General features: G+C 72.5%; 5 protein-coding genes. All 5 read right to left on the bottom strand.

From position 1 onward, the window contains the following. Position 1: 1 nt before the first annotated feature. The 5 genes from eccCa to HH310_RS22940 all read right to left on the bottom strand — a co-directional run bounded on the left by eccCa (position 2) and on the right by HH310_RS22940 (position 13376). Positions 2–4006, bottom strand: a complete 4005-nt coding sequence (gene eccCa / locus HH310_RS22920) for a type VII secretion protein EccCa (RefSeq protein ID WP_169177672.1) — start codon at positions 4004–4006, stop codon at positions 2–4. Beyond that, positions 4003–6621 (bottom strand): right-handed parallel beta-helix repeat-containing protein, encoded by a 2619-nt coding sequence (locus HH310_RS22925; protein ID WP_169177673.1) that lies wholly within the window; start codon positions 6619–6621, stop codon positions 4003–4005. Before HH310_RS22925 ends, eccCa begins: the two co-directional genes overlap by 4 nt. Then, entirely contained in the window at positions 6618–12263 is a 5646-nt protein-coding gene (locus HH310_RS22930; RefSeq protein ID WP_169177674.1) for a hypothetical protein, read from the bottom strand. The genes HH310_RS22925 and HH310_RS22930 overlap by 4 nt, the downstream gene beginning before the upstream one ends. Before the next feature lie 94 nt (positions 12264–12357). Next, positions 12358–12813 carry a WXG100 family type VII secretion target gene (locus tag HH310_RS22935; RefSeq protein WP_169177675.1) on the bottom strand — a complete coding sequence of 152 codons (456 nt, stop codon included), beginning with the start codon at positions 12811–12813 and terminating at the stop codon, positions 12358–12360. Continuing rightward, positions 12810–13376 (bottom strand): hypothetical protein, encoded by a 567-nt coding sequence (locus HH310_RS22940; RefSeq protein ID WP_169177676.1) that lies wholly within the window; start codon positions 13374–13376, stop codon positions 12810–12812. Before HH310_RS22940 ends, HH310_RS22935 begins: the two co-directional genes overlap by 4 nt. Between the last annotated feature and the right edge of the window lie 52 nt (positions 13377–13428).

The following is a 13428-nucleotide window of genomic DNA, read 5'->3' on the forward strand; positions in this document are numbered from 1 at the left end:
CTCACCTGGTCGCGTATTCGTCGTCGGGGTCGATCGCCACCTGAACCAGCACCGGCGAACCGCCGCGGCGCACCAGGATGCCCCGGCCGGGTGGCTGCGGCGCGGCCCGCATGCCGCCGAGCAGCACGCCTTCGCGCGGATCGCCGGACAGCAACAGCCCGTCGGCACCGATCTCGAGGGCCCGGCCCAGCAAGGCGGAACTGGTCAGCGAGCGGCCGATGCCGGCGGTGCGATGGGCGGCCACCACGTGGAAGCCGACCTCCCGGGAGCTGCCCAGGTACGGCAGGAGCGGGGCCAGCGGCGACATCGACCCGCTCACCAGCATGTCCAGGTCGTCCACGACGAGATACAGCTCGGGGCCGGACCACCACGAGCGTTCGCGCAGTTCCCGAGCGGAGATGCCGGACGGTGGCCGGCGTGCCTCCAGCGTGTCGGCGAGCGCCTTGGCGTAGACCCCGGCCGCGTTCTCGTCACCGGCGTACGCGCCCACGTATCCCTCGGGCACGACGTCCAGCAGCCCGCGACGGTAGTCGACGATCATGAAGCGGGCCCCCTCGTCACTCACGGTGGCGGTGAGCGCTCGCATCCACGTACGCAAGGTGTGGGTTTTGCCGGATCCGCTGTCGCCGAGCACCGCGAAATGCGGCTGGTCCCGGAGCAGGTCGATGACGACCGGAGCCATGTCGGCCTCGTCCAGCCCGATCGCGGTGGCGTCCAACGTGGCGAGGTCCTTGGCCAGGATGCGCTCGGGCAGCATCCGGACGCGCGGGGCCCGCGCGCCACGCCAGGCCGTCTCGATCCGGGTCAGCAGCTTGGCCTGCTCCTTGGACAGTTCGGCCAGCGGATCCGCGTCCTCGCCCGCGGGCCGGGGCAGCGCGACCTGGAAGAACGCTCCGGGCGCGACCACACCACGACCGGCCGGGGCCGCGGTGAGCTGGCGGGCCAGATTCCGGCCGACCTCGGATTCGAACGGATCGTTGAGCCTCAGTTCGAGCCGCCCGCCGATGCTGTCGCGCAGGTTCGACCGGATCTCGATCCAGCGGTTGGCGGTGAGCACGACGTGCACGCCGACGCCCAGACCGCGGGCCGCGAGCTCGACGACCTGGGCGTCGTAGTCGTCGGAGTCGGCGCGTACCGCCGCCCAGTTGTCGATGACGACGAACAGGTCCGCCGCTCGGGTGCCGCTCGGCAACGTACCGGCGTCGCGGCGCTGCCGGAACTCGGCGATCGAGCCGATCCCCTGCTCGCGGAACAGCTGCTCGCGCTCGCGCATGAGCCGGCTCGCCTCGGCCAGCACACGGCGCACCCGAGCCGGTTCGAGCCGGGACGCGACCCCGGTGACGTGCGGCGCGTCGGCGAACGGCAGCAGCGTGCCACCGCCGTAGTCGATCACCGACAACTGGGCCTCGTCGGGTGTGCCGGTCAGCATGATCGACAGCATCAACGTGCGCAGCAGCATGCTCTTGCCGGACTGCGGCGCGCCCACGACGGCGACGTTGCCGGCCTTGCCGCCGAGGTCCAGGGTCATCGGCTCCTGGCGCTGGTTCAGCGGCAGATCGGCCACCGCGACCGGCACCTGCAGGCCGCCGAGCACCGGCCACAGTTCGGCGCCCAGCCCACGCTGCGGCGACTCGTCGATCGGTCCGAGCAGATCGTCCAGCGGGATGGCCGGCGGCAGCGGCGGCAGCCAGACCTGGTGCACCGGCTGGTCGTGACCGCTGAGACGATCCACGACCACGGCCAATTCCGTACGCCCGTCCAGGTCCACCGGCTCCGCCGGCGCGAGCGCGGCCGGTTCGGCGGTGACGTCCGGCCGCATGGTCAGCGGGATCAGGGTAACCGCACCGGACGCAGAGCCGGCCGCGTCCTCCGGCGACACGTACGGCCCGGAGACGTGAGCGACCCGGAAGCGCCGGTAGATGTCCTCACCGACCTTGAGATACGCCGACCCGGGAACCGCCGGCAGGTGGTACGCGTCCGGGGTACCGATCACCGCGCGGCTCTCCGCCGCCGAGAACGTGCGCAGGCACAACCGGTACGACAGGTGCGACTGCAGCCCGCGCAGCCGGCTCTCCTCGAGCCGCTGGGTGGCCAGCAGCAGGTGCATGCCGAGCGACCGGCCGACGCGTCCGATCTGGACGAACAGGTCGACGAAGTCGGGCCGCCCGGACAACAGCTCGCCGAACTCGTCGACGATGATCAGCAGGTACGGCAGCGGCTGCAGCGGCCGGCCGGCGGCGTCGGTGCCGCCGGCCGCCTGGCGGATCTGGTAGTCGCGGACCGAGTCGATGTTCCCGGCGTCGCGCAGCATCCGCTGCCGCCGCTGCTGTTCGCCCTCCAGCGCGGCCCGGACACGATCGACCATGGCCAGGTCGTCCGCGAGGTTCGTGATCAGACCGGAGACGTGCGGCAGGTCGGTGACGCCGGCGAACGTGGCGCCGCCCTTGAAGTCGATGAGCACCAGGCTCAGCAGGTCCGGGCTGTGCTTCGCGGCCAGGCCGGCCACCAGCGTACGCAGGAGTTCGCTCTTGCCGGAGCCGGTAGCGCCGACCACCAGACCGTGCGGGCCCATGCCGCGCTGCGCCGACTCCTTGAGGTCCAGCAGCACCGGGTCGCCCTCGCCGTCCACGCCGATCGGTACCCGCAGCATGGCGTCGTCGGACGGCACCGCCCGGCCCTTGGCCGGGTCCAGCCGGCCGACGTCGGACACGCCCAGCATCTGCGGCAACGTGGTGACCCGGGCCAGCACCGGCTCCCGGTCCACGGTCAGCCGCAGCGGCGTCAGGCGGCGGGCGATCGCCTCGGCCAGGACCGGATCGACCAGGTCGGCCCGGCCGTCCTCGACGGCGCCGAAGGTCTCGCCGGTGCCGTCCAACTCCAGCGAGCCGTCGGCCGCCACGGTGGCCCGCGCGTCCACCCGGGTCGGCTCCACCGCTCGCTGCTCGCTCAGGCAGACCACGGTGATGCCCAGGCCGGGACCGGCCTCGGTCCACAACGACTCCAGCACCGGCGAACGGGCCCAGGCCACGTCCGGCCGGTAGCCGTCCAGCACCACGACGAGCCGCCGGGTCAGCGAAGCGGCGTTGCCGAACCCACCCCGGCGGTTGCGGTTCTCGTCGCGGGCCCGGTCCCGCTCGTGTTCCAGGAAGCCTTCGAGACGCTCGAAGTCCTCGGCGACCAGCGAGGTCACCCCGGCCTCGGACGCGACGCCAGGCTCGAACGTGTGCGGCAGCCAGGTCGCCCAGCCCCACTCGCCGGCGCCGCCGGTGACCACCGCGATCAGCACGTCCTCCGGCGCGTGCAACGCCGCGACCTGGCAGAGCAGTGCCCTTGCGAGGGCCCGGGTGTCGTCCGGCGAGCCGATCAGGCTCACCACCCCGCTGCCGGCGAGGTCCAGCCAGGCGGTCTGCTCCCCGACCGTGCGGTGCCCGGCCACCACCGACTCGGCCTCGGCGATCAGGTCGCGTTCGTTGTCGGCCATCGGGTCGACCCGGCCGGACAGGCCGATCCCCAGCGGTCCACGCCCGGCACCCACCCGGACCCGCAGGAAGTCGTCATCCTCGGGGCGCCGCTCCCACGTCCGCCGGCGCCCGGCAACCAAGGCCAGCAGGCGAGCCGGGCTGGGCTGGGCGACGACCGCGGACATCCGGGTCGCGGCCGCCACCGTACGCGCCTCGGCCCGCACGTCGTCGAGCACCTCGAGGTAGCGCTCACGCTGACGGCGGGCGGTCGCGTCCTGCGCATGCGTCATCTGCCAGCGAATGACCACCGTGGACAACACCGACAGCACCACGAAGCTGACCCCCAGCAGGATCAGCAACGGCTTCTGATAGGAGATCAGGTATCCGGCCATCGCCACCGTGGAGAACAGCGGCAACATCAAGGTGAGCCACAGATTGTTGTTGCTGCCGCGCTGCCGTGGCGGCGGCAGCGGCACCCCGATCCGCTCGGCCGGCGCTTCGGGCAGCACCACCCGGGCGGCTCGGTGAAAGGCGGTGCGGCTCATGGCGCCTCCGGCAGGTCGTCGATCAGCAACGTCATGAGGTCCTCGGTGCCCGGGTCGGCCATCGTGGCGACACGCTGGGCCTGCCGCTCGGTCATCTCCTGGAACACCTGGCGGGCCGAGCGGCCGTTACCGAAACGCGGCGCGGCGCGCAGCACGTCGAAATACTCGGTGAGTGCGTCCTCGGCGCCCGGCCCTAGGCGGTACTGATGGCCGGCGGCCTGGCTACCGACGATGCCGACCAGTTCGGCGGCGCCGTAGTCCTCGAATCGCACGGTGCGGTTGAACCGGGACGCGAGGCCCGGGTTGGAGGCGGTGAACCGCTCCATGTCCGACGGATAGCCGGCCACGATCACCACGACTTCGTCGCGGTGGTCCTCCATCAGCTTGACCAGGGTGACGATCGCCTCCGCGCCGAAGTCACTGCCGTGGCCCTCCGGGACCAGCGCGTACGCCTCGTCGATGAACAGCACGCCGCCGACCGCGCGCCGGAACACCGCCTGTGTCCGCGGAGCCGTGTGCCCGACGTACTCGCCGACCAGGCTCGACCGGTCCGCCTCGACCAGGTGCCCGGACTCGAGCAGGCCCAGGGTCGCCAGGATGCGCCCGTAGAGGCGGGCCACCGTGGTCTTGCCGGTGCCGGGGTTGCCCGCGAAGACCAGATGCCGGCCGAGCGGCGGCGCGGGCAGACCGGCCTCGCGCCGCTGCCGGACGGTCCGCATCACGTTGACCATGCGCCGTACGTCCTCTTTGACGCCGTCCAGGCCCACCAGGCTGTTCAGCTCGGCCAGCAGGTCCTCGATCGTCTCCGGGTCGTCCTCGCCGAGCGAGGCTTGCCCCACCGCGACGGCGGACCCGCGGTTTTGTGGCACGCCGACGGCGGTCGCGGCGGACGGGAGGTCGTCGGCGGCGACGCCGGACGACGTGCACGCGTTCCAGGTGGGGGCGGCCGCCGGGTCGAGGGCCACCCCCCGGGCGGTGTCGTGGACGTGCAGCCGCTGGAACGACGGATCGGCACCGGCGCCGACGTAGATCGCCGGGTACCCGGCCTCGCCCACCGCGCAGTCGGTGAAGTCGCCGTGGCCGCCGTCGAACACCACCACACCGTTCTTCTTGGTCCGCAGCACCGTGCCGGCGTGCACGCTCGGTCGCGCCCCGGGGGACACGACAATGCCGGCCCCGTCGATGTCGTCGATCCGGCAATCGGTCACGTAGCCGGTCGACCCCTCGCCGAAATACAGGCCGGCGTCACCCGCACCCCGGATCGTGCAGCGTTGCAGCAGCACGGCGGCGTCCGCGTCGACCAGCACGCCGGCGCCGGTCACGTCGGCGATCTCGCAGTCGCGCAGCAGCGGCCGGTGCGCGCCGCCGAGGGTCGCCCCGGCCGCGCCACCGCTGATCCGGCACCCGCTCGCGGTGACGTCACCACGGTCCTCGACGCCGATGCCGGCCACGGCCGCGGCGCTGATCCCGGTGCCGTCCAGCAGCACCACGGCCTGGTCGACGACGCGTACCCCGTACTCGGACGTCTCCCGCAGCTGCCCGCCGCGCACGCTCACCGCGGCCTGCCCGGCGGCGTGCACGACGGTGTTGACCGTGTGGGCGATATCCGAGCCGGCGATCCGCACGGTCGCGCCGCCTTCGGCGAGAACCCCGTTGCCGTCGGCCCGATCCACCGTGAGCCGCTCGGCGGTCACCACCGCGGTGTCCCGAGCGACCACTGCCGAACTGCCGGACTCGCGGATCGTGCAGTCCGCCAGGCGGACGTCCGCGGTGCCTCCGGCCACCACGCCGGCCGCCGCCGGCTGCGTGATGGTCGTCGCGCGCAGCAGCACGGCGACCGACCCGGTGACGACCACGCCACCGCCGGCCGGCCGGACCACCGCACAGTTCTCGAACACCAGGCCGCCGCCGGTGCGGACCGCGTCGCCGGGGCCGGCCACGCCGTCGACGCGGACACCGTCGCCGCCGGGTTCCCGGACGGTCAGCCCGCGCACGGCCGGTGCGGCCGCGTCCAGCACGGTCACCCCGGTGCGGGCGGCACGGCTGACCTCACCGCCGGTCAGCACCCCGCGGGCCGCGCCGGCGTAGACGATGCCCTCGGCGGCCGGGCCGGTCACCCGCAGCCCGGTGATCGCCGGTGCGGCGTCGCCGCGGATCAGCACCGCCACCTGAGCCGCGTCGGCCACCACGCAGTCCTCGAGCACGGCACGGCTGGCGTCCTCGATCAGCAGGGTGCCGCCGATGACGCGGCATCGCCGCAGTGTCGGGGCCGCGTCGGCGCAGATCCGCACGTCGCCCTGGATCTCGCAGTCCTCCAGGACGGCGGCACCCCGGTCGATCAGCACGGCCACCGTGCCGGATGAGGATTCGATCCGCAGCCCCCGGACGGTGCCGCCGGCCGAGATCGTCAGTGCCGGGCCGTTCGCCCCGATCAGCCGGACGTCGCCGGCGCCGGCCAGCGTGACCGGGCGGTCCAGGACGAGCCGCTCGGTGTAGGCGCCGGCCTGCACCGTCACCGGTGGTGTCGCGCTCGCCGACGGGTCCACCGCGCGGACCGCCGCACCGATGCTGCGGTGCGCGCCCCAGGCCCGGGGCGCGACGCGCTGAACGCTCATGCGTGGACCTCGCCGCACTGGTCGATCGCGGCCACCGCGGCCGGGGCCGGGTGGGTGCTCGCGTACTGGTCGAGCTCGGTCACCCGGTGCTGCCCGTCCGGACCCACCTCGAACACCCGCACCACGTCGTCGCGGCCGTTGTGCAGGAATATCGCGGAACCCTGCCGCCCGGGCGGGAACAGGGTCAGACCGCCGTAGCCGGCGGTGCGTGCCGCCACCTTGACGGCCCGCCAGGTGGGGGTCGCCTTCCAGCCTGGACCTGCACCGTTGTGGTCGCGGAGAAGCCAGTCGATCCCGTAGAAGGCCCCGGGCGCGTCTCCGGTGGCGCCCTTGAGTTTGACCACCTCGAAGAAGCGCTCCTTGAGCAGGGCCTGCAGGACGCCATGCCCGTCGGCCGGCTGGTATCCAACCACCCGCGTGGTCAGATTCGCGATCAGGCGCACATCTCGGCCAGGCGGCGCGGCCGGGGTGAGCTCGTGACCGGGCGGCGGCGGGACTTCCGGATGGTGCATACCGCTGCCCTTCGTCTCGGCCCGGACCGGATTCGGCTCGGGCGTGGCCCGTTGCGGCTCCGGCGTCGCGGGAGAACCCGGGCCGGGCTGCTGCGGACCGTCGTGCCCACGTAGTCGCAAGGCCGGGGGCCGGTAGACGACGCGGTCCCCGTCGGGTTCCAGCAGCGGCACCGGCCGGCCGTCGGCGCCGACCACGTGGTAGAGCGGTGTGCCGTCCGGATGGCCGTCCACCAGCCGCAGGTAGAGCGGACCTTCGGGGGTCTGCGGTGCGCGCAGCCGCAGGCCGTCGGCGGCGAGATTCACCGGCCGATCGTCGAGGTCGCGCAACTCGTAACGCGACTCGCCGCCGGGCCGGGCTTCCACAAGCCGCAGAACGTGACCGTCCTCCAGCGACAGCGACCCGGGCGCACCGACGCGGCCTGGCACGCCATCCGTAACCGGCGCCTTATCCGTAACCGGCGCCTTATCCGTAACCGGCGGCTTGTCCGTAACCGGCGGCTTGTCCGTAACCGGCGGCTTGTCCGCGACCGGCGGCTTGTCCGCGACCACGCTGCGGCTCGGCGGCACCGTCCGGGAACCGCCGGCGGAGGGCCCCGGCCGGGCACCGGTCGCCCCCGCGCCCGGCCGTGCGCCGGTCCCGGCCGCGCCCGGCCGCTCGGCTTCACCGGTCGGTGGCGGGGCGGTGTCCGGCTTCGGAGCGGCGGTCTTCTCCGGTGCCGGCGGCGGCGCGTGCTCGTCGGCTTGCGCTTTGAGAACGAGCGTTCGTTTTGGCGCCGCCACGGTGTGCGAGCCGTCGCTCGCGCCCCGCTGGCCGAGACCTCCGCCGAGCCTCCGGCCGCCGCCCGGACCGGGACGGCCTCCCGGCGGCCCGCCGGCCGAGCCACCCGGTCGATCACCTTCCGGGACCGGCGTCCGCAGGGTCAGGTCGCCGGTCTTCGGGTCGACGACGAGCTGATCCGGGCTCACCTTGGCCGGCACGACGTTGACCAGCTCATTGTCGTGGTCGATGCGCAAATTCGGCAGGTCGTCGCTGTGCACGCCGAACTTGGTGACCCGGACGCCGCCGTCGGTGCGTACGTCCACGAAGGTCAGCTCGGAGGCCGTGTCCTTGACCGTCACCGGCCGCAGACCGCCGCCGTCCGAGTCCGGACGGAAGAACGAAACCTGCGGCTGCTCCGGCTTCGCACCGGCAGCCTCCGAACGCACCGGCTGCCAGCGGCCGTCATCGCCCTGGACCAGCACTCCGTGGGCCGCGCCGCCCTTGCCCGACACCACATGTTCGACCCTCGACGGGGTGCCGAACGCACGCGCGTCCGACCACACCCCCTCCGCCGAGTCGATCGGATGGAACTCGAAGCCGGGATCGATCGCGTCCGGGTCACCGGCGCCGGGCCGGACCGGTGCGTGTTTGTAGGTCAGCAGGTCCACGCTGCCGTCGTCTTTACTCCGGCGCAGGATCTGGAAGTCGGTGGACTTCGGGACCTCGGGCGCCGCCGGCCGGGTTTCGCCGGGGCCCAGGTGCGGGACCGTCTCGACGTTCCAGGAGTCTCCCTTGAAGACAGTGACCTTGGAACCGGTCCCGCCGCGGCCGTCGGGCGATGCCGAGCCGCCGGCCGGGCGTACGTCTTTGATGATTTCGTCGTTGCGCACGTGGACCGGCGTGGCCTCGCCGGACTTCGGGTCGATCGTGAAGTAGGCGTGCCCGTCGTCGGGTCGGGGGCCGGCGGCCGGCGGTCCGTCGACCTCGTCACCACCGAGCGTGTGGCCCTTCCCGGGGAACGTGGGCTTCTTCCCCAGATCGGCCAGCGAGACCTTGCCCGAGCTGTCGACGCGGAACACCTGCCGGCTCAGCGGCACGTCGGCGGGCGGGGTGCCGGTGTCCCGGACCGGGGGCGCCGGATCCGGCCGGGAGCCACCGGTGGACCCCGGCTCGACCTGCGCCGTCTCCTTACCCGCGTTCGCGAAGTGATCGAACCGGCGTTGCCGCAGGCCGTCGAGATCCGTGCCCTCGACGCGGCCCGCCCCCTTGTCGACCAGTGCCATCTCCGCCCGGACGTCGACCACGGGCGGACTCAACTTCGCATAGTGATCGGCACGCAGGCTGGTACCGGCCGGATGCGTATCGGCACCAGGACCGGCCGACGGCCGCGGTTCCGGCTCGACGGGAACCTCCGTCGTCGCCTTGCCCGCGTTCGCGAAGTGATCGAACCGGCGTTGCCGCAGGCCGTCGAGATCCGCGTCGCCGGCTCGCCCACCGGACGACGGCGCCGGCTCCGGCGCGACCTCCACGGTCCCTTTGCCGGCGTTCTCGAAGTGGTCGATGCGGTGTTGCCGCAGGCCGTCGAGATCCAGGTCCGGCTTGGCCGCGACGGGTTCCGGCTCCGGCTTGGCCACGAGGGGCTCCGGCTTGGCCTGCTCCCCCGAGCCGAGGTTGCGGGCCGCGTTCTGCAGGCGTACATCCTTGGAGATCTGCGCGAGCTGATCGTCGATCCGGTTGTTGAGCGGCCGCGACCGGTCCGGGGCGAACGCGGCGTCGCCGATCCGGGACTGGGTGTCGGCCACGTAGCTGCTGACCCGTTGGTCGTACAGCTCGATGAGCTTCTGCTCGTGGTATTTCCAGCCCTTGAACTGCGCCAGGCTGTCCTGCCAGCTCTTGAGTTCGGCCGGCGGCAACGGGCTGTCACCGCGGCGCAGCGCCGCGGCGGAGAGTTCGTGGTCGGCCGCCTTCTGGTAGGCGGCCACCTTCGCCATGTCGGCGTCCTCCGGTGTCCGCAGCTTGCCGGCGAGCTTCTCGAGCGGGGTGTCGGCCGGCTTGTTCGCGCTGCCCAGCGCCTTGTCCACCGCCGCCGCCTTGGCCGACAGCTGGTCGTGCGGGCGGCCGCTCAGCCCGCCTTGGTCGATCCGGTCCGCGCGCAACGCGGCCAGCCGGTCGGCCAGGTCCTTGATGCCGATGTCGTCGGCGTCCGGCGTGGATCCGGGGCCCTGGTCGCCACCGTGCGAAGAGCCGCCACCCTGGGACTCGGCGGGTGGTTCCTCGCCCGGGGCCCGCTTCGCGCCCGCGGCGGCCGCGTCCTGCGCGCGCAGTTCCTGCAGATGCTGCCCAACCGTGGCGTCGTAGTCCTTGAGCAGGTGGTCCACGTCGCTCACCCGGCCGCCGGCGGCCGCCTTCTCGACCGCGACCGCCTTCTCCAGCCAGGTCACCTTGTCGATGCCCACCTCGGCCGGGCGCTGGTATCCGTCGTCGATGTGCTCCCGGAAATGTTGCAGCCGGCGACCGACCTGCAGCCGGTCGGCCGTGGCACGCAGTTTGGCCAGGTGCGCCGCGCCGTCGTTGAGGCGGCCGTCGTCGATGGCCGTCCGCACGTTCTGCGCCATCTCCTTGATGTCGCGCGGGGGCATGCCGGCGGACTCGGCGTCGGCGCGTGCCCGCGCAAGGCCGGCTTCGAGGTCCTTGGCCCCGTGGGTGACCGGCTTCGCGGTCGGCGCGGCCGGGAACCGGGACGCCAGGTCGTCACCGGCGCCGCCCTGACCCCGGCTCCCGGTCGGCGTTTCCCCCTCGTGGCCGGCGCCCTTGGGCTCGCCTCCGGACTCACCTCGGCCTGCGGACGACGGGGGTCGCTCGGCTCGGGCGGTGTCGAGCTGCTGCTGGAGTTGGTTGGCCCGTTGCTCGGCCACGAGCCGGCTGACCGGGCTCGACACCGGATCGCCGCCACCGGACCGCACCGCTCCGCCGCCGGGTCGCTCGTCCAGACCGCCGGGGGCGACCCCCCGCTGGCCGGCCGCCGGGCCCTCGCCGGTGACCGATCGCGCGTCATCACCGCCGGTACCCCGCCCGTCGCCGGCAACCGTCCGCACGTCACTGCCGGCGGCTCCGCGGGCGCCCGCGCCGGAGCCGACACCGGCGTCCGGTCCGGTGCGCACGCCGTCCGGACGCGTCGACGCCGACACGCCGTCCGGACGCGTCCCGTCCTCGACCGGGCGGCCCGGCGGGGCGATGCCGCCCTGATCGGAACGCCCCGGAAGGCTGACCCGGGACGAGCCGCCGCCGGAGGTGAGGCCGCCGTCGGACACCGACGTGGTCGTACCGGTGTGGTCTGTCGCTTTGTTGATGCCGTCGCCCTCATGGTCGAAGCGCAACGCGCCCCGCACGCCGACGTTCGACGGGTTCAGCCCGGGCAGCCCGTCCGGCCCGTGTCCGGTCAGGCTCGGCAGGCCACCACCTTCGCCGTGCGGGCCTGCCTCGCCGGGCGCGAATCCCGGGTGGGGATCGGGCAGCCCGCCGAAATCGCCGGCCGACTCACCCGCCGCCCGGGCGGCGGCCTTCGCCGCGGCGCCCGCGGCGGCCGCCTCCCGGATGCTCGGCCCGAAGATCACGCCACCGGCCGCGCCGGTCAGCACGCCGATGATGATGTCCTTCGCGGTGAAATGGATGTCCTGGTGAGCCGCCAGATCGCCGATCGCCTCGGACGCCAGCTGCGGTCCGATTCCGAGGCCGGCGCCGGTGATGGCGTCACCGAGGCCGCGGCCCAGCGTGCCCAGCCACTCCACGCCCTCGAACACGGTGTCCAGCACACCGGCGATGAGGTCACCCAGTGCGCTCATCAGCTGAGCCATGATCTCCGCGGTCGCCGGGATGAAGGACAGCGCGCCGAAGATGCCCAGGAAGAACAGGCCGAGCAGGGTGGTGATGACCTCGATGATGAAGTCCTTCTTCTCCTTCGCCCGTTGCTCTTCCAGGTTGATCGCGAACCAGTTGATCGACTCGCCGATGTTCCACAGCAGCCGGGCCGCGCTCGGCACCGTCGCGTGCTGGTCGGAGCCGGCCAGCAGGGTCATGAGCGGCTGAAGCGTGGTCGCCGCCGTGTTCGCGGCGGAGTTGCTGTCGCCGGACCAGACCACACCGTGGAAGCCGTCGTTGATGGTGTGGTGGGCGTACTCGTAAATCATGTCGCCGAGCTCGATGAACGCCCCGGCGTAGCGGTAGATCGCGTCGAAATCCGGCGGCTGTCCATCGTGCTGCGTGCTCGTGGACCCACCGCCGGACGACGACCCGGATGACGACCCGCCGCCGGAGCCGGATCCCCCGCCGGTGTCCTTCGAGCCGGCGCCATCGGCGTTGTTGACGGACATACCGGCTTCCCTTCCGCGATGAACCTGCGGACGGGAACGCGCCGGAGCGGCATTACTTCATCGGGGTGCCCCTTGTCACAGCCCGATGGAAGGTTTAGACCTCAACGATCGGCGGGGTCAGATCGCCACTCGATCCGCCGTCACTGCCGGGGGTGCCGCCGGCCAGGATGGTCATGAGCTCGTCGTGCAGCTTCGTCCACGATTGCTGGACGACGACCTCGGTCTGGTTGTAGGTGTAGGCGGCGGTCCGCACACTCTCGACTATGCGGTTCAGCACACCGCGCTCCGGGTCTTCGGTGGTGCCGAAGATGCTGTTGGACACCTGGGTCCAGTGGTCGAGGAGCTGCTGCGCCTCCTGCTGGGCGTCGCCCGACCAGCTGATCTGGAGACTCGCCATCGCGTCAACGATCTTGTTGAGCGCGTCGCCGAGGGCGTCCATCTTGTCCTTGATGGTGTGCGCGGCGAGCATGTGCAGCTCACCGACGCGCATGCTGACGCGTCCCACACCGGAATCGATGTAGGTGTGCCCGTCGGGCACCGGGCCGGTCACGCGCCGGTCCTCGGCGTCAGCGGCAGCAACGGATCGAGTTCCGTTTTCACCCGATCCATGGCGCCCACCGGGGAGACGGGCAAGGTCGGAGTCGACGTCGCGGCCACCCGGTCGCCGACCACCCGGTCGTCCTGGTTCGCGTCGCCGCCATCGGCGTCGTCCCCGGTGGAGGAGCCATCGGACGAGCTGTCGGACGAGGAGCCGTCAGACGATCCGCCGGCGGAGTTGTCCGTCGAGCCGTCGCCACCGGACGAATCCGCCGTCAGATTCCGCACGGCCTGGGCCTCGACCTCGAGGTAGTCGTTGTACGTGATCCGCATCCGCTGCAGGATCGAAGCGAGCGTCTCGTTCAGGTCGTCGGCGCTCGTCTTGTACGCCGTACGCAGCGGATCGAACGTCAACGCCGCCGGCGAGAGCCACAGATCACTGACCGTGCGGAAGTCCTGATCGATGCCGTCCAGCATCTCCTGGACGATCTTGCTCTGCGCGGCGACCACGTCGATCGCGTCGCTGAACTCCGCCATCAGCACCTTGTACTGCGCCAGCGTGACTTCCTCGGCCACGATGCACCACCTCCGCCGCGCGACCCTAGATCTTCGCGCGGCGGTAGGCCAG

Source organism: Actinoplanes sp. TBRC 11911, from assembly GCF_012933445.1.
Taxonomy (GTDB): domain Bacteria; phylum Actinomycetota; class Actinomycetes; order Mycobacteriales; family Micromonosporaceae; genus Actinoplanes.